The organism is Streptomyces sp. NPDC058985 (genome assembly GCF_042740985.1).
Taxonomy (GTDB): domain Bacteria; phylum Actinomycetota; class Actinomycetes; order Streptomycetales; family Streptomycetaceae; genus Streptomyces.
Map to the genome: position 1 here is coordinate 1 of NZ_JBHYJX010000015.1, position 15,797 is coordinate 15,797.

Consider the following 15,797-nt stretch of genomic DNA (forward strand, 5'->3'; position numbering starts at 1 on the left):
AGGTTCAGTATCCGGTATTAGACCCCGTTTCCAGGGCTTGTCCCAGAGTGCAGGGCAGATTGCCCACGTGTTACTCACCCGTTCGCCACTAATCCCCACCGAAGTGGTTCATCGTTCGACTTGCATGTGTTAAGCACGCCGCCAGCGTTCGTCCTGAGCCAGGATCAAACTCTCCGTGAATGTTTACCCGTAATCGGGTGACACCACGAGAGCGGAACAGTCGGAGGAATAATCCGACCGTTCACAGCGTCCTCGCTGTGTATTTCAAAGGAACCTCAACCTCACCGGATGAACCGGTCAGGCCGGAGGTATCAACATATCTGGCGTTGACTTTTGGCACGCTGTTGAGTTCTCAAGGAACGGACGCTTCCTTTGTACTCACCCGAGACACTGTCTCGCGGCTTTCCTCCGGGCGCTTCCCTTCGGTCTTGCGTTTCCGACTCTATCAGATCTTTCCGATCCGATTTCCTCGGTGCTTTCCAGGTTCCCGCTTTCGCGTTTCCCTTTCCGGCGGTTCCGACTCTATCAGATCCTTTCGGACTCTGATTCCCCGTCAGAGGGGGTTGTCTTCCCGGCCCTCGGGCCGTTCCGACGAGGTGAGACTCTAGCGGATTCCCCGGCTCCCGAGCCAATCGGGGGCCGCGTCCTTTCGAACGTGGATTCCTCATTCCGTAAATACGCGCACCGACATTGCGACTGTTCGTCGAAGTGTGGTGGGTACCTGCGGAATCGCTGTCCGGGGACCGACCGGAGTCGGCGCTCACGTCGGACAACTCGGAGAACACTACGAGTGCGGGTCGGACGTGTCAAATCCGGGTCGGGCGGCAGCCGTGGGCGTACTGTGAGGCCCATGACGACGCGTACGTGTAGCCAGCTCTGGTGGGCCGCCTGACGGCGGCCGTACTCACGTATGCACTCAACGGCCGCCGCTTCGGCGGCCGTTCTCGTATCTCCCTCCAGGAGGGGCGGCCGGCGGGTGGCGGCGGCCCTGACCAGGAGGTGGAGAGATGACGCGGGTCTTCAGTGGGGTCAAGCCGACGGGGCACCTGACGCTGGGGAACTACCTGGGAGCCATGCGGCGGTGGGCCGCCGTGGACCAGCACCGGTCCGACGCGCTGTTCTGCGTCGTGGACCTGCACGCGCTGACCGTGGACCACGATCCGGCGCGGGTGCGCAGACTGAGCCGGCAGTCGGCGTCGCTGTTGCTGGCGGCGGGGCTGGACCCGGGCCTGTGCACCGTGTTCGTACAGAGTCATGTGGACGAGCACGCCCGGCTGTCGTACGTACTGGAGTGCGTCGCGACCGACGGGGAGATGCGGCGGATGATCCAGTACAAGGAGAAGGCCGCGCGGGAGCGGGATCGGGGCGGGAGTGTGCGGCTGTCGCTGCTGACGTATCCCGTGCTGATGGCGGCCGACATCCTGGCGTACGGGACGGACGAGGTGCCGGTCGGGCACGACCAGACGCAGCACGTCGAGCTGGCGCGGGATCTCGCGGTGCGGTTCAACCAGCGGTACGGGCACACCTTCGTGGTGCCGCGGGCCACGAATCCGGCGGTGGCGGCCCGGGTGATGAATCTGCAGGAGCCGGCCTCGAAGATGGGGAAGAGCGACGACGTCGGGCCCGGGATCGTCTATCTGCTGGACGAGCCGGACGTGGTGCGGAAGAAGGTCATGCGGGCGGTGACCGACAGCGGGCGCGAGGTCGTGTACGACCGGGACGAGCGGCCGGGGCTCGCGAATCTGCTGGAGATCCTCGCCGCCTGCGTGGGTGGTGAGCCGGCTGACCTGGCTGAGGCGTACGACTCGTACGGGGCACTGAAGAAGGACACTGCGGAGGCCGTCGTCGAGGTGCTGCGGCCCGTGCAGCGGCGGCATCAGGAGCTGTGCGCCGATCCCGGTTACGTCGAGGCCGTGCTGCGGGCGGGCGCGGAGAAGGCGCGGGGCATGGCGCGGCCGACCGTGGACGCGGCCTACCGGGCGATCGGGCTGTTGCCGCCCGTGAACGCGGACCGGTAGGCGCGGGGGCTGGTGGCGAGGCGCGATGCGAAGTGCTGGCGCATCGTGACCTCGCTGCCGAAGCCCGCCCGGCGGGCGACCTCGGGCATGGGCAGGTCGGTGCGTTCGAGGAGCCGCTGGGCGGCGGCGAGGCGCTGGTCGAGGAGCCAGCGCAGGGGGGTGGTGCCGGTCTCGGCCGTGAAGTGACGGGCGAAGGAGCGCGGGGACATGCCGGCGCGGGCGGCCAGGTCGGCGACCGTGAGCGGCTCGTGGAGGTGGCGCAGGGCGTGCTCGCGGACGGCGGCGAGGGTGTCGGCGTCGCGGTCGGCCCGGGGCGTGGGCCGCTCGATGAACTGGGCCTGGGTGCCGGTGCGGAACGGGGCGGTGACCATCGAGCGGGCGATGGTGGCGGCGGCTTCGGCGCCGTGGGCCAGGCGGACCAGGTGGAGGCAGAGGTCGATGCCGGCCGCGGTGCCGGCGGCGGTCCAGATGTTGTCGTCCTCGATGAAGAGGGCGTCGGGGACCACGGTGACGCGGGGGTGGTGGGTCCGCAGGAGGTCGATCAGCCGCCAGTGGGTGATGGCCCGGCGCCCGTCGAGCAGGCCGGCCTGGGCGAGGGTGAAGGCGCCGCCGCACAGGGCGGCGACGGTGGTGCCGCGGGCGTGGGCGCGGCGGAGGGCGTCGAGGACGGGGGCGGGCGCCGGGGTGAGGTGGTCGTCGAGGCCCGGGACCACGACCAGGTCGGCGCGGTCCAGCCAGCCGAGGGCGCGGTCGGGGTGGAGGGCGAGGCCGCCGCGCATGGGTACGGCCGCCTCGCGGTCGGCGGCGACCCGGCGCAGGTCGAAGGCGGGGGCGCCGCGGTCGGTGCGGTCGGTGCCCCAGACCTCGGTGATGACGGAGACGTCGAAGGCCCGGATGCCGGGGAAGGCCACCAGGGCAACGCGGTAGGGCCGGGGCGGGGGCGCGGCCTCGGGTGCGGCCTCGGGTGCGGCTTCGGGTGCCATGGATGGCATGCGTGGCATGGGTGGCAGTAAACCATCGATCGGTGGCTTTTCGACCTCTGGGGTGAGGTGCTGCCGGGCGGCACGATCGGGGCATGGACATCGCTCAGAACGCAGCACTGGTCGTCGTGGACGTACAGCAGGGATTCGAGGAGGCCGGCTACTGGGGTACGCGCAACAATCCGTCGGCGGACGACAACATCGCCGCGCTCATCGACGGGTGGCAGGCGAGCGGGCGGCCGGTCGTGTTCGTGCGGCACGACTCGGTCACGCCGGGGTCGCCGTTGCGGGCCGGGTACGAGGGGAACGGGTTCAAGGAGTACGTCGAGCGGCGGCGCGGCAGCGGCGGCGGGGCCGAGCTGCTGGTGACGAAGAGTGTGAACTCTGCGTTCCTCGGGACGCCGGATCTGGGGGCCTGGCTGCGGGACGCGGGGATCTCGCAGATCGTGGTGGCCGGGATCCAGACGAACATGTGCGTCGAGACGACGGCGCGGATGGGCGGGAACCTCGGGTACGAGGTCGTGGTCGCCTTCGACGCGACGTACACCTTCGGTCTGGAGGGGCCCTTCGGCTGGCGGCAGAGCGCGGACGAGCTGGCGCGGGCGACGGCGGTGTCGCTGCACGGGGGCGGGTTCGCGCGGGTGGTGACGACCGAGGAGGTGCTGAGCGCGGCGAAGTGAGCCCGTCAGTCCTTGGTGCCGGAGGCCAGTTCGCGGCTGCGGTCGCGGGCTGCTTCCAGGGCGGCGATGAGGGCGGCGCGGACGCCGTGGCTCTCCAGTTCGCGGATGGCGTTGATGGTGGTGCCGGCGGGGGACGTGACGTTCTCGCGGAGTTTGACCGGGTGCTCGCCGCTGTCGCGGAGCATCTTCGCGGCGCCGATCGCGGACTGGACGATCAGGTCGTGGGCCTTGTCGCGGGGCAGGCCGAGGAGGATGCCGGCGTCGGTCATGGCTTCGACCAGGTAGAAGAAGTACGCCGGGCCGGAGCCGGAGAGGGCGGTGCAGGCGTCCTGCTGGGACTCGGGGACGCGGAGGGTCTTGCCCACGGCGCCGAAGATCTCCTCCGCGTGGGCGAGGTGGCCGGCGGTGGCGTGGGTGCCGGCGGAGATGACGGACATGGCCTCGTCGACGAGGGCCGGGGTGTTCGTCATGACGCGGACCACAGGGGTGCCGGTGGCCAGGCGCTCCTCGAAGAAGCCGGTGGGGATGCCCGCCGCGCCGCTGATGACCAAGCGGTCGGCGGGGACGTGCGGGGCGAGTTCGTCGAGGAGCGTGCCCATGTCCTGCGGCTTGACCGTGAGGATGAGGGTGTCGGCGGTCTTGGCGGCCTCGGCGTTGGTGACGGGGGTGACGCCGTAGCGGGTGCGGAGTTCGTCGGCGCGCTCCTGGCGGCGGGCGGTGACCAGGAGGTCGGCGGGTGACCAGCCGGCTCCGATCATGCCGCTGAGCAGGGCTTCGCCGATCTTGCCGGTGCCGAGGACTGCGACTTTCTGGGTCATGGCTTTCGGTGCCCTCCGGTGCCCTGTCTCAGGTGTCTGAGGTGTGTCGTCCGTCTTCGTCATCCTCGCATTCGCGGGGGTGGGTGGGGGCGTCGTGTCCAGTCCGCGGGACGTCGGTGGTGGGTGCCGTCGAGTGGTTTCGCCCCCGCCGCCCCTTCCCGTCCCGTCCCTGGGGGCTGCGCCCCCAGACCCCCGCTTTCGGCCTGGACGGCCTCGTCCTCAAACGCCGGACGGGCTGACCTATGCCGTCCGGCGTTTCAGAGTCGCCGCGCCCAGGGCCAGGACCAGGAGGGCGCAGCCCGCGACGATCGCCGCGTCGCGTACGAAGGCCGCGGTCATGTCGGTGTGGCGGAGGACCTCGTTCATGCCGTCGACCGCGTAGGACATGGGCAGGACGTCGGAGATGGCCTCCAGGGCGGGGTGCATGTCGTCGCGCGGGGTGAAGAGGCCGCAGAGGAGGAGCTGGGGGAAGATCACTGCCGGCATGAACTGCACCGCCTGGAACTCGGAGGCCGCGAAGGCCGAGACGAAGAGGCCGAGTGCGGTGCCCAGGAGGGCGTCCAGCAGGGCCACGAGGAGGAGCAGCCAGGGGCTGCCCGTGACGTCCAGGCCGAGGAACCAGACCGCGAGGCCGGTCGCGAGGGCCGACTGGACGATGGCGAGGGTGCCGAAGGCGAGGGCGTAGCCGGCGATGAGGTCGGCCTTGCCGAGCGGCATGGCGAGGAGGCGTTCGAGGGTGCCGGAGGTGCGCTCGCGCAGGGTGGCGATGGACGTCACCAGGAACATCGTGATCAGCGGGAAGATCCCGAGGAGTGAGGCGCCGATGTTGTCGAAGGTGCGGGGGCTGCCGTCGAAGACGTAGCGGAGCAGGAACAGCATCACGCAGGGGATCAGGAGCAGGAGCGCGATGGTGCGGGGGTCGTGGCCGAGCTGGCGCAGGACGCGGGTCGCGGTGGCAGTGGTGCGGGTGAGGCTCAGGGCGCGGGTGGGGGCCGGGGTGAGGGTGGGCGCGGGGGCGGCGGAGGTGGTCATGGGGTGGTCTCCTTCGTGCGGGCGGCCGTGGTGGCCTCGTCGACCAGGTGCAGGAAGGCCTCCTCGACGGTCTCCGAGCCGGTGCGGGTGCGCAGGGCGTCGGGGGTGTCCTCGGCGAGGATTTGGCCCTCGCGCATGAGGAGGAGGCGGTGGCAGCGCTCGGCCTCGTCCATGACGTGGGAGGAGACGAGGAGGGTGGTGCCGCGGTCGGCGGCGAGGGAGTGGAAGAGGGTCCACAGGTCGCGGCGGAGGACGGGGTCGAGGCCGACCGTCGGTTCGTCGAGGACCAGGATTTCGGGGGCGCCGAGGAGGGCGACGGCGAGGGAGACGCGGCTGCGCTGGCCGCCGGAGAGGTTGCCGGCGAGGGCGTCGGCGTGGGTGGTGAGGTCGACTTCGGCGACGACGCGGGTGACGTCGTCGCGGCGTCGGTCGGCCAGGGCGCGGCCGGGGGCGAGGATCGCGGCGAAGTAGTCGAGGTTCTGGCGGACGGTCAGGTCGTCGAAGACGGAGGGGGCCTGGGTGACGTAGCCGATGCGGGTGCGCAGGGCGGGGTGGCCTGCCGGGCGGCCCAGGACGTCGAGGGTGCCGGTGGCCTTGGCCTGGGTGCCGGCGATGGCGCGCATGAGGGTCGACTTGCCGCAGCCGGAGGGGCCGAGGAGGCCGGTGATCCGGCCGCGCGGGACGGTGAAGCCGAGGGCGCGCAGGACGGTGCGGGAGCCGCGGACGACGGTGAGGTCCTCGGCGCGGACGGCGGGCGGGGCGGGGTCGCCGCCTTCTGTTCCGGGTGGCCGGGAGGTGTAATTCATCATGTGATGAATACTCCTCCCGGTCGCCCGTGCCGTCAAGCCGCCGGGGCCTTCGCGAGGAGGAGCCGGACGTCGTACGTCTCCTCGACGACGCCGTCCGGGAAGGCGGCCAGGAGGTGGCGGCGCTCCTCGGCGAGGAAGGCCGCGCTGTGTGCCGCGCCGTGGGTGAGGAAGACCGAGTGGCTGCCCAGGTTGGCCAGGTGGGTGTCGAGGGGGATGCGGCGGCTCCAGCGGATCTCGCGGCGGGCGAAGGCGAGGCTGTCGGTGGGGTCGGCGGCGCGGGCGTCGACGTTGCGTCGCTCGGCGGAGGCGTCGATGTCGAAGTGGTTCTCGATGCGGCGGGCGGCCGCCTCGATCCACGGGACGTCGAGGGCGTCGGTGTTCCACCAGAGCGCGAGCGCGCCGCCCCGGCGCAGGACGCGCAGCGCCTCCGGGATCGCCAGGGCGGGGTCGGTCCAGTGCCAGGCCTGGGCGTAGGTGAGGAAGTCGGCGTGGTGGCCGGCGAGGGGCAGGGCGTTGCCGTTGCCCTGGACGATCGGCACGTCGGGGAGGGTGCGGCGGAACTCGGCGGCCATGCCGGCGCCGGGCTCCACGGCGACCACGTCGGCGCCGCGCGCGTGCAGGAGGGCGGTGGCGATGCCCGTACCGGCGCCGACGTCCACGACGCGGGAGCCCTTCAGGGGGCGGCCGGCCAGCTCCTCCAGGGCGTCGAGGAGGGCGGGCGGGTACGAGGGGCGGTTCGCGGCGTACTGGGCCGCGGCGGCGTTGAAGGAGTGGGCGCGGACGCCTCGGTCGGACGGGGTGGCTTCCCCGGGGGTCACGGGTGTCGTCATACGGCCATGGTGGCCGCGTTCCCGCTACTTGCGGCGGCGCTTCTTCGGGTTGCCCGAGCGGCGGGTGGCGCGCTTCTCGTACTCCGTGCGGGCCTTCTCGTACTCCTCGCGGTGCAGTTTCTCGCCGGGGGCCTCGGCGAGGGTGCGGAAGAAGTAGGCGAGGAGGGAGCCGACGAAGCCGATGGCCAGCAGGCCGCGCATCTGGGCCTGGCGGTCGGGGTCGGGCCGGCCGGTGAAGCCGGACCAGGTGTGGCGGAAGGCCAGGGCGCTGCAGATCGCGAACATCACGACCATCAGCAGCGAGACGAAGCTGCCGATGTCGGCGATCCGGAGGCCGTCGTAGGCGATGCGGAGCACGAAGCAGGCGGCGGCCGCCGCGGCGAGGGAGCCCACGGCGAGGCCCGCCCGCCGGGCGCCGTAGCCGCCGTCGTGGTTCACCCAGGTCGTGCCGTAGAACCGGAGGGGTTCGGGGCGGGGGCCGGGTGTGGAGCCCGCGGGGGTCTCCGGGATGCCGTTCTTGCCGTTCTCTGCGCTCACGGGTCGATTATGGCGCCGGGGGTGCCGCGGGCTCCGGGTGGGATCAGCAGCGCGGGGCGACGTACCCGTCGCTGCCGGTGCGCACGTAGGCGTCGGAGACGTACTGGCCGCTGCCGATGCCGTCCCAGATGTTCGAGGTGCCGTACGGGCCGGAGACCCGGGTGCCCGGGGTCTGGCAGCTGATCGAGACGCTGGCGCCCTCGGGCAGGGTGCGCACGATCGCGTAGCCGGTGCCGGGGCCGCTGCGGACGTTCAGCCGGTAGCCCGGTGCGACCGGGTAGCCGCGCCGGGCCGCGGCCGTCGTGGTCACGGCGCCCGGCGCCGCCTTCTCGTCCTCGCCGTCCCCTATGGCCGGAACCTGGTCGACAGACATGGAAATCCTCCCCCGTTGTGCCCCACGCCGTTCATGGGGACCCGTTGATACCCCAAGAACAAGCCATGAAACACCAGTTCGCAACTCGCACACGCGGGGCGGCCCGCCGCCTCTGTCCCGTACGCCCCATCGACTAGGCTCCGAGCGTCGCTCGCGCGAACGAACAGCACGGGGGTGGATCCATGGCGCCGCAGCGGAACGCCGGAGCGGACGCGGAAGCGGAACTTCCGGAGTACGCCGGTCACTACCTGTTGGAGTCGTGCCTGGGCTCCGGCGGCATGGGCGTCGTCCACCTGGCCCGCGGCACCTCGGGGATGCGGGTCGCGGTGAAGGTCGTCCACGCCTCGTATGCCAGGGATCCCGAGTTCAGGGGGCGTTTCCGGCAGGAGGTGGCGGCGGCCCGGCGGGTCAGCGGAGCCTTCACGGCGCCGGTCGTGGACGCCGATCCGGAGGCCGGACGGCCCTGGATGGCCACCCTCTACATCCCCGGGCCCACGCTCTCCGAGCAGGTGAAGCGGAACGGGCCCATGGACGAGGCCCAGTTGCGCCGGCTGATGGCCGGGCTCGCCGAGGCGCTGCGGGACATCCACCGGGTCGGCGTCGTGCACCGGGACCTGAAACCGAGCAACGTGCTGCTCGCCGAGGACGGCCCGAAGGTCATCGACTTCGGCATTTCCCGGCCCAAGGACAGCGAACTGCGCACCGAGACGGGCAAGTTGATCGGGACGCCGCCGTTCATGGCGCCCGAGCAGTTCCGGCGGCCCCGGGACGTGGGACCCGCGGCCGACGTGTTCGCCCTCGGGTCGCTGATGGTGCACGCGGCGACCGGGCGGGGGCCCTTCGACTCCGACAGTCCGTACGTCGTCGCCTATCAGGTCGTGCACGACGAGCCCGACCTGACCGGCGTGCCGGAGACGCTGGCGCCGCTGGTGCTGCGGTGTCTCGCCAAGGAGCCCGAGGACCGGCCCACGCCGGACGAGCTGATGCGGCAGTTGCGGTCGGTGTCGGCGGAGTACGACACGCAGGTGTTCATACCGGCGCAGCGGGAGGCGCAACCGCCGGCCCCGGTGCCCGCCGAGGCACCGGACACTTCCGCCGATCCACCGGACGCTCCCGCCGAGCCGGCCGTGCGGCGGCTGGGGAAGCGGGCGGCGCTGGTGGCCGGTGCGCTCTGTCTCACCGTGCTCGGCGGGCTCGGCGCGGTCCAGGTGTTCGGTGACGGCGAACCCGCGTCCAGGACGCCCGCCGGACAGAGCGCGCAGAGTGCGCCGGGTGGCTTCGGCGCGTGGGAGACGGCGTCCGCCCCGAAGAGCGGTGGCATGCCCCAGTGCTCCTACGCGGAGCGGCGGCTGCTGTGCGCGCGGCCCGGCCTGGTCTTCGCCGTCGATCCGGCCGACGGCACCATCCTGTGGCGGCACGCCGTCGAGGAGACCGTGCGCGGCGAACCGCCGGTCCTGTCCGGCGGGCTCGTGCAGCCCGAGGTCGGTCTGCTGGGCCGCCCGCTGGAGGCGCTCGACCCGGCCACCGGCGAGACGGTGTGGGAGGAGGACATGCCCGCGTACGACGGACTGCGGTGCGTCGGCGGCATGCTGCTGCTCACCCGCGCCGACGGAATGGTCACCGGCGTGGACAGCGCCTCGGGGCGGACCCGTTGGTCGCACCGGATCCCCGGTCAGTCCGTGCCGTACTTCACCTCGTTCGCCGGGGAGCGGCGGCCGGCGGCCTACGCGACGAGCGAGTCGGCGGACGGGGCCCGCACCCGGGTCACCGCGGTGGACCCGGCGAGCGGGGACGTGCGGTGGGAGGCGGAACTGGAGGGCACGCTGGCGCTCGTGGGCGCGGCGGAGGGGTCCGTGTACCTCGTCCCCGAGGCAGCGACCCACGGCGACGTGAAGGCCGTGGTCCGCTACACGCCCGCCACCGGGGAGACCCGCCGGGCGGACCTGCCGATACCGGTCGAGCAGGCGGCGGTCGGCGTGCACGGGGACACCGTCCACCTCGCGGGCGCGGGCGGTTCGGTGGTGGCCGTCGACATGGCGGCCGGGAAGCAGAAGTGGCGGCTGGAGACCGGGGTGAGCCGGGGGTCGGCACCCGTCTCCGACGGCCGGCACGTGTACGTCACCGCGCCCGACGGGCGGCTCCTCGGTGTCGACGCCCACGAGGGCAAGCTCCTCGGTCAGACCCGGACGCGGCTCGGCGCCGACTCCGACCGGGTCCCGGCCTCGCTGCCCGCGCCGCTGGTCGCGGGCGGGCACGTCTACGCCGCCGCGCCCGACGGGACCGTGTTCGGCGTGGACGGACGGGACCCCGCCTCCTGGTAGGGGCGGGGTCCGCGGGCGGTGTCAGCCCAGCTTGGACACGTCGCGGACCGCGCCCTTGTCCGCGCTGGTCGCCATCGCGGCGTACGCCCTCAGGGCCGCGGAGACCTTGCGGTCGCGGTTCTTCGGGGCGTACACGCCGTTCAGGGCCTGGTCGCGGCGGGCCAGTTCGGCGTCGTCCACGAGCAGCTCGATGGAGCGGTTCGGGATGTCGATGCGGACGCGGTCGCCGTCCTCGACGAGGGCGATCGTGCCGCCGGCCGCCGCCTCCGGGGAGGCGTGGCCGATGGACAGGCCCGAGGTGCCGCCGGAGAAGCGGCCGTCGGTGACCAGCGCGCAGGCCTTCCCGAGTCCGCGGCCCTTCAGGTACGAGGTCGGGTAGAGCATCTCCTGCATGCCGGGGCCGCCCTTGGGACCCTCGTAGCGGATGACGACGACGTCGCCCTCCTTGACCTGCTGGGTGAGGATCTTCTGGACGGCCTCCTCCTGCGACTCGCAGACCACCGCCGGGCCCTCGAAGGTCCAGATCGACTCGTCGACGCCCGCCGTCTTCACCACGCAGCCGTCGACGGCGAGGTTGCCGCGCAGCACCGCCAGGCCGCCGTCCTTGGAGTAGGCGTGCTCGACGGAGCGGATGCAGCCGCCCTCGGCGTCGTCGTCCAGGGAGTCCCAGCGCTCGGACTGGGAGAAGGCCTCGGCGGAGCGTTTGCAGCCGGGGGCCGCGTGCCACAGTTCCACGGCCTCCTGCGAGGGGGAGCCGCCGCGCACGTCCCAGGTCTTCAGCCAGTCGGCCAGGGAGGGGCTGTGCACGGAGTGGACGTCCTCGTTGAGCAGGCCGCCGCGGTGCAGTTCGCCGAGGAGGGCGGGGATGCCGCCCGCGCGGTGCACGTCCTCCATGTAGTACGTGCGGTCCTTGGCGACGTTGGGCGCGACCTTGGCGAGGCAGGGGACGTGGCGCGAGAGGGCGTCCATCTCGGCGAGGCCGTAGGAGACCTCCGCCTCCTGGGCGGCGGCCAGCAGGTGCAGGATCGTGTTGGTGGAGCCGCCCATCGCGATGTCCAGCGCCATGGCGTTCCCGAAGGCCGCGGGGGTGGCGATGTTGCGCGGCAGGACCGAGTCGTCGTCCTGCTCGTAGTAGCGGCGGGTCAGGTCGAGGACCGTGCGGGCGGCGTTCTCGTAGAGCGCCTTGCGGGCGGTGTGGGTGGCCAGCACCGAGCCGTTGCCGGGGAGGGAGAGGCCGATGGCCTCGGTCAGGCAGTTCATCGAGTTGGCGGTGAACATGCCGGAGCAGGAGCCGCAGGTGGGACAGGCGTTCTCCTCGATCCGGAGGATGTCCTCGTCGGAGATCTTGTCGTTGACCGCCTCCGACATCGCGTCGACCAGGTCCAGCGTGCGGACGGTGCCGTCCACCAGGGTGGCGCGGCCGGACTCCATCGGGCCGCCGGAGACGAAGACCGTCGGGATGTTCAGGCGCAGCGCCGCGTTGAGCATGCCCGGGGTGATCTTGTCGCAGTTGGAGATGCAGATCAGGGCGTCGGCGCAGTGGGCCTCGACCATGTACTCCACGCTGTCCGCGATCAGGTCGCGGGAGGGGAGCGAGTAGAGCATGCCGCCGTGGCCCATGGCGATGCCGTCGTCCACGGCGATCGTGTTGAACTCGCGCGGGATGCCGCCGGCCGCGACGACCGCCTCGCTGACGATGCGGCCGACGGGGGCGAGGTGCGTGTGGCCCGGCACGAACTCCGTGAAGCTGTTGGCGACGGCGATGACCGGCTTCCGCCCGATGTCCGCGCCGGGTACACCGGAGGCACGCATAAGGGCGCGGGCGCCCGCCATGTTGCGGCCGTGGGTGACTGTGCGGGACCTCAGTTCGGGCATCGTCGCTCGCTCCTTCGGAGAGTTATGACTGCCGTCGAGCGTACGCCCGTCATCCAGGGGTCGGGACAGGGTGTCCGGAATGCGGGACGCCCGTCTCGCGCACGGCGTGCCGGGCGGGGGCTCAGGGGCCCGTGAGGTGGCCCTGTACGACCGGGGCGAGCCGCGCGACGATCTGCTCCGGGTCGGCGGAGGCGAGCGGCTCCACCTTGATCACGTAGCGGAGCATCGCGCAGCCGACGAGCTGGGCCGCGGCCAGCTCGACGCGGAGTTCCGCGTCCGGGGCGTCCAGGCGGGCGGCGACGCGCTGCATCACCTGCGCGACGATCAGCCGGCGGAAGACGGCGGCGGCGGTGTCGTTGTTCACCGCGGAGCGGACGATGGCCAGCACCGGCTTGCGGGTCGTGGGGTTCTCCCAGACGCCGATGATGAAGCGGGTGAGCTGCTCGCCCACCCGGTCGAGCGGCGCGTCGACGATCGCGGTCGGTGCCTCCAGGGCGGGCGCGAAGGCGACCTCGATCGCCGCCTCGAAGATCTGCTCCTTGGTCCCGAAGTAGTGGTGGACGAGGGCCGCGTCCACCCCGGCCGCCTTGGCGATGCCCCTCACGGACGTCTTCTGGTAGCCGTGCTCCGAGAACTCCTCGCGGGCCGTGGTGAGGATGCGGTCGCGGGTGTCGGCGGACTCGGTGCGCGGCGGGCGGCCGCGGCGGCGGGTGGTCCCTCCGGTGTCGCTCACCGCCCGCCCGCCTTCGTCGCGGAGCCCGACGACGCCGACGCCAGGTGCAGGCGGGCGAAGGCCAGGGCCTCGGCGAGATCGGCCTCACGTTCGGCGCCGGACATCGCGCGCCGGGTGTTGACCTCGATGACGACATGGCCGTCGAAGCCGGTGTCCGCGAGCCCTTCCAGCAGCTCGGCGCAGGGCTGGTCGCCCCGGCCGGGGACCAGGTGCTCGTCCTTGGCGGAGCCCTTGCCGTCGGCGAGGTGGACGTGGCCCAGGCGGTCGCCCATGCGGCCGGCCATGTCGAGGGCGTCGGTGCGGGAGGTCGAGGCGTGGCTGAGGTCGATCGTGAAGTGGCGGTAGTCGTCCTTCGTCACGTCCCAGTCGGGGGCGTACGCCTGCATCTCGCGGTCGCGGTAGCGCCAGGGGTACATGTTCTCGACGGCGAAGCGGACGTCCGTCTCGTCCGCCATCCGCCAGATGCCGTTGACGAAGTCCCGCGCGTACTGGCGCTGCCAGCGGAACGGCGGGTGGACCACCACGGTGCTCGCGCCGAGCCGCTCGGCGGCCGCGCGGGCGCGCTGGAGCTTGACCCAGGGGTCGGTGGACCAGACGCGCTGGGTGATGAGCAGGCACGGGGCGTGCACGGCCAGTATCGGCACGCGGTGGTAGTCGCTGAGTCTGCGCAGCGCGTCGATGTCCTGGCTGACCGGATCGGTCCAGACCATCACCTCGACGCCGTCGTAGCCGAGGCGTGCGGCGATCTCGAAGGCCGTCGCCGTCGACTCCGGGTAGACGGATGCCGTCGACAGGGCGACCTTCGCGTCCGGGATTCGGACTGCGTCCCTGGGTTCTGCCACGGGGGTCAGGTTACGGGGTGCGGGTTGGAGGGTGTTGTCCGCCCGATCGCCGTTGTGGTGATCGCCATAGGGCGGGTGCGGGAGCGTTTGTGGTTACTCGCGCCGTTCCCCGCGCCCCATGGGGGCGCGTCATGGCTGGACCATGTGATCCAGTCGCCTCAGGATCACGCCCTCCCGCAGGGCCCACGGGCAGATTTCCAGGTTCTCCACGCGGAAGAGGTCCATCGCCGCCTCGGCGACCAGGGCGCCGGCCAGGAGCTGGTTCGCGCGGCCCTCGGAGACGCCGGGGAGTTCGGCGCGCTCGGCGGCGGTCATGGCGGCCAGGCGCGGGACCCATGCCTCCAGGGAGGCGCGTTTCAGCTCGCGCTGGACGTAGAGGCCCTCGGCGGAGCGGGCGGCGCCCGCGATGCGGGCCAGCTGCCGGAAGGTCTTGGACGTGGCGACCACGTGGTCGGGCGTGCCGGAGCGGCTGAACTCGCCGACCGTCCGGGCGATCTCCGTACGGACGTGCCGGCGCAGCGCCCTGACGGCGTCCGGGTCGGGCGGGTCGCCGGGCAGCCAGCCGGCCGTGAGGCGGCCCGCGCCCAGCGGCAGCGACGCGGCCGTGTCCGGTTCCTCGTCCATGCCGTAGGCGATCTCCAGGGAGCCGCCGCCGATGTCCAGGACCAGCAGCTTGCCCGCGGACCAGCCGAACCAGCGGCGGACGGCGAGGAAGGTGAGCCGCGCCTCCTCCGCGCCGCTGAGGACCGTCAGCTCGACGTCGGTCTCGGCCCGTACCCGGGCGAGGACGTCGTCGGCGTTGGTCGCCTCGCGTACGGCGGAGGTGGCGAACGGGAGGATCTCCTCGACGCCCTTGTCCTCGGCCGCCTGGAGCGCGTCGAGGACGACCGCGACCAGCTTGTCGACGCCTTCGGGGCCGATGGCGCCGTCCTCGTCGAGGAGCTGGGCGAGGCGGAGATCCACCTTGTGCGAGTGGGCGGGCAGGGGGCGGGCGCCGGGGTGCGCGTCCACCACCAGCAGGTGCACCGTGTTCGAACCCACGTCGAGGACACCGAGTCTCATGTACGGAACGCTACTGCCAGCGGGGCGGGCGGCGGTGCCGTCATCCGGCTTCGGCGTCTTACCCTGGAGCCGTGCCAAAGACGAAAAAGGCGAAGGCTGAAAAGTCGGCCAAGAAGGACAAGAGGCGCGTAATGGGCGACGAGAAGGGCCTTGACTTCGCCCGGGCGTGGGTGGAGTTCCCCGATCCGGCGGACGACGAGCAGGTCTTCCGGTGCGACCTGACATGGCTGACCTCCCGCTGGAACTGCATCTTCGGCAGCGGCTGCCAGGGCATCCAGGCGGGCCGCGCGGACGACGGGTGCTGCTCGCTGGGCGCACACTTCTCCGACGAGGACGACGAGCGGCGGGTCGCCGAGCACGTGGCGCGGCTCACGCCGGACATCTGGCAGCACCACGCCGAGGGCACGCGGGACGGCTGGACCTCCGAGGACGAGGAGGGCTCCCGGCAGACCCGTCCCTTCCAGGGCTCGTGCATCTTCCAGAACCGGCCCGGTTTCGCCGGGGGCGCGGGCTGCTCGCTGCACATCCTGGCCCTGAAGGAGGGCCGGGAGCCGCTGGAGACCAAGCCGGACGTGTGCTGGCAGCTGCCGGTGCGGCGGACGTACGAGTGGATCGACCGGCCCGACGACACGCGCGTGCTCCAGGTGTCGATCGGTGAGTACGACCGGCGCGGCTGGGGTCCCGGCGGGCACGACCTGCACTGGTGGTGCACCTCGGCGACCTCGGCGCACGGCGCGGGCGACCCGGTGTACGTCTCGTACCGCCCCGAGCTGATCGAGCTGATGGGCAAGGCGGGGTACGACCGGCTGGTCGAGCTGTGCGAGGAGCGGCTGGCCTCGCAGTTGCCGCTGGTGGCACCGCATCCGGCGGATCCCGCTCGCTGAGTG

General features: G+C 72.1%; 15 protein-coding genes and 1 rRNA gene. 4 read left to right on the top strand and 12 right to left on the bottom strand.

All coding sequences use genetic code 11. The annotated features are described in order from the left end of the window. Nucleotides 1–180: ribosomal RNA gene (locus ACFW01_RS15810) — 16S ribosomal RNA — on the bottom strand; the annotation flags it as partial. Between the two features lie 827 nt (nucleotides 181–1,007). On the opposite strand from ACFW01_RS15810, the gene trpS reads away from it, so the two are divergent. After that, on the top strand, nucleotides 1,008–2,018 hold the full coding sequence (trpS, locus tag ACFW01_RS15815; protein ID WP_384504055.1) for a tryptophan--tRNA ligase: 1,011 nt from the start codon (nucleotides 1,008–1,010) through the stop codon (nucleotides 2,016–2,018). On the opposite strand, the gene ACFW01_RS15820 is transcribed toward trpS, so the two are convergent. Next, a complete protein-coding gene (locus tag ACFW01_RS15820) occupies nucleotides 1,973–3,001 on the bottom strand; it encodes a GlxA family transcriptional regulator (RefSeq protein ID WP_384504182.1) in 1,029 nt (342 codons plus the stop codon). The genes trpS and ACFW01_RS15820 overlap by 46 nt on opposite strands. A 92-nt stretch (nucleotides 3,002–3,093) precedes the next feature. Between ACFW01_RS15820 and ACFW01_RS15825 the strand changes: the two genes are divergently transcribed. Next, on the top strand, nucleotides 3,094–3,678 hold the full coding sequence (locus tag ACFW01_RS15825; protein WP_234959522.1) for a cysteine hydrolase family protein: 585 nt from the start codon (nucleotides 3,094–3,096) through the stop codon (nucleotides 3,676–3,678). A gap of 5 nt (nucleotides 3,679–3,683) precedes the next feature. On the opposite strand, the gene proC is transcribed toward ACFW01_RS15825, so the two are convergent. From proC to ACFW01_RS15855, 6 genes are all read right to left on the bottom strand, one after another. Continuing rightward, entirely contained in the window at nucleotides 3,684–4,496 is an 813-nt protein-coding gene (gene proC / locus ACFW01_RS15830) for a pyrroline-5-carboxylate reductase (protein WP_234959521.1), read from the bottom strand. A 240-nt stretch (nucleotides 4,497–4,736) separates the two neighbouring features. After that, on the bottom strand, nucleotides 4,737–5,528 hold the full coding sequence (locus ACFW01_RS15835) for an ABC transporter permease (RefSeq protein WP_234959520.1): 792 nt from the start codon (nucleotides 5,526–5,528) through the stop codon (nucleotides 4,737–4,739). Next, nucleotides 5,525–6,337 (bottom strand): ABC transporter ATP-binding protein, encoded by an 813-nt coding sequence (locus tag ACFW01_RS15840; RefSeq protein ID WP_234959519.1) that lies wholly within the window; start codon nucleotides 6,335–6,337, stop codon nucleotides 5,525–5,527. The genes ACFW01_RS15835 and ACFW01_RS15840 overlap by 4 nt, the downstream gene beginning before the upstream one ends. A 32-nt stretch (nucleotides 6,338–6,369) precedes the next feature. After that, entirely contained in the window at nucleotides 6,370–7,167 is a 798-nt protein-coding gene (locus ACFW01_RS15845; protein WP_384504058.1) for a class I SAM-dependent methyltransferase, read from the bottom strand. A gap of 24 nt (nucleotides 7,168–7,191) precedes the next feature. Next, complete coding sequence (locus tag ACFW01_RS15850) at nucleotides 7,192–7,704, bottom strand: EamA/RhaT family transporter (protein WP_234959517.1); 513 nt, start codon at nucleotides 7,702–7,704, stop codon at nucleotides 7,192–7,194. 43 nt (nucleotides 7,705–7,747) lie between these two features. Continuing rightward, the gene (locus ACFW01_RS15855; protein ID WP_234959516.1) at nucleotides 7,748–8,077 is read right to left on the bottom strand and encodes an SH3 domain-containing protein; all 330 of its coding nucleotides are present in this window, start codon (nucleotides 8,075–8,077) and stop codon (nucleotides 7,748–7,750) included. A gap of 182 nt (nucleotides 8,078–8,259) precedes the next feature. Between ACFW01_RS15855 and ACFW01_RS15860 the strand changes: the two genes are divergently transcribed. Beyond that, nucleotides 8,260–10,398, top strand: coding sequence for a PQQ-binding-like beta-propeller repeat protein (locus ACFW01_RS15860; protein WP_384504061.1), 2,139 nt, complete (start codon nucleotides 8,260–8,262; stop codon nucleotides 10,396–10,398). 21 nt (nucleotides 10,399–10,419) lie between these two features. Here the strand turns inward: ACFW01_RS15860 and ilvD are convergent, their stop codons facing one another. The 4 genes from ilvD to ACFW01_RS15880 all read right to left on the bottom strand — a co-directional run bounded on the left by ilvD (nucleotide 10,420) and on the right by ACFW01_RS15880 (nucleotide 14,910). Further along, nucleotides 10,420–12,273, bottom strand: a complete 1,854-nt coding sequence (gene ilvD, locus ACFW01_RS15865) for a dihydroxy-acid dehydratase (RefSeq protein ID WP_234959514.1) — start codon at nucleotides 12,271–12,273, stop codon at nucleotides 10,420–10,422. 121 nt (nucleotides 12,274–12,394) lie between these two features. Next, nucleotides 12,395–13,006: a TetR family transcriptional regulator gene (locus ACFW01_RS15870; protein ID WP_234959513.1), complete on the bottom strand. Its 612-nt coding sequence runs from the start codon at nucleotides 13,004–13,006 to the stop codon at nucleotides 12,395–12,397. Beyond that, the gene (locus tag ACFW01_RS15875; protein WP_234959512.1) at nucleotides 13,003–13,848 is read right to left on the bottom strand and encodes a sugar phosphate isomerase/epimerase; all 846 of its coding nucleotides are present in this window, start codon (nucleotides 13,846–13,848) and stop codon (nucleotides 13,003–13,005) included. Before ACFW01_RS15875 ends, ACFW01_RS15870 begins: the two co-directional genes overlap by 4 nt. 129 nt (nucleotides 13,849–13,977) lie before the next feature. Then, complete coding sequence (locus tag ACFW01_RS15880; RefSeq protein WP_234959511.1) at nucleotides 13,978–14,910, bottom strand: Ppx/GppA phosphatase family protein; 933 nt, start codon at nucleotides 14,908–14,910, stop codon at nucleotides 13,978–13,980. A gap of 71 nt (nucleotides 14,911–14,981) precedes the next feature. On the opposite strand from ACFW01_RS15880, the gene ACFW01_RS15885 reads away from it, so the two are divergent. After that, a complete protein-coding gene (locus ACFW01_RS15885) occupies nucleotides 14,982–15,794 on the top strand; it encodes a hypothetical protein (protein WP_384504064.1) in 813 nt (270 codons plus the stop codon). The last annotated feature ends 3 nt before the right edge of the window (nucleotides 15,795–15,797 follow it).

Bases quoted from the DNA above. Each gene is read 5' to 3' on its own strand.
- trpS (WP_384504055.1), top strand. From the start codon at position 1,008: ATGACGCGGGTCTTCAGTGGGGTCAAGCCGACGGGGCACCTGACGCTG.
- ACFW01_RS15820 (WP_384504182.1), bottom strand. From the start codon at position 3,001: ATGGCACCCGAAGCCGCACCCGAGGCCGCACCCGAGGCCGCGCCCCCG.
- ACFW01_RS15825 (WP_234959522.1), top strand. From the start codon at position 3,094: ATGGACATCGCTCAGAACGCAGCACTGGTCGTCGTGGACGTACAGCAG.
- proC (WP_234959521.1), bottom strand. From the start codon at position 4,496: ATGACCCAGAAAGTCGCAGTCCTCGGCACCGGCAAGATCGGCGAAGCC.
- ACFW01_RS15835 (WP_234959520.1), bottom strand. From the start codon at position 5,528: ATGACCACCTCCGCCGCCCCCGCGCCCACCCTCACCCCGGCCCCCACC.
- ACFW01_RS15840 (WP_234959519.1), bottom strand. From the start codon at position 6,337: ATGATGAATTACACCTCCCGGCCACCCGGAACAGAAGGCGGCGACCCC.
- ACFW01_RS15845 (WP_384504058.1), bottom strand. From the start codon at position 7,167: ATGACGACACCCGTGACCCCCGGGGAAGCCACCCCGTCCGACCGAGGC.
- ACFW01_RS15855 (WP_234959516.1), bottom strand. From the start codon at position 8,077: ATGTCTGTCGACCAGGTTCCGGCCATAGGGGACGGCGAGGACGAGAAG.
- ACFW01_RS15860 (WP_384504061.1), top strand. From the start codon at position 8,260: ATGGCGCCGCAGCGGAACGCCGGAGCGGACGCGGAAGCGGAACTTCCG.
- ilvD (WP_234959514.1), bottom strand. From the start codon at position 12,273: ATGCCCGAACTGAGGTCCCGCACAGTCACCCACGGCCGCAACATGGCG.
- ACFW01_RS15880 (WP_234959511.1), bottom strand. From the start codon at position 14,910: ATGAGACTCGGTGTCCTCGACGTGGGTTCGAACACGGTGCACCTGCTG.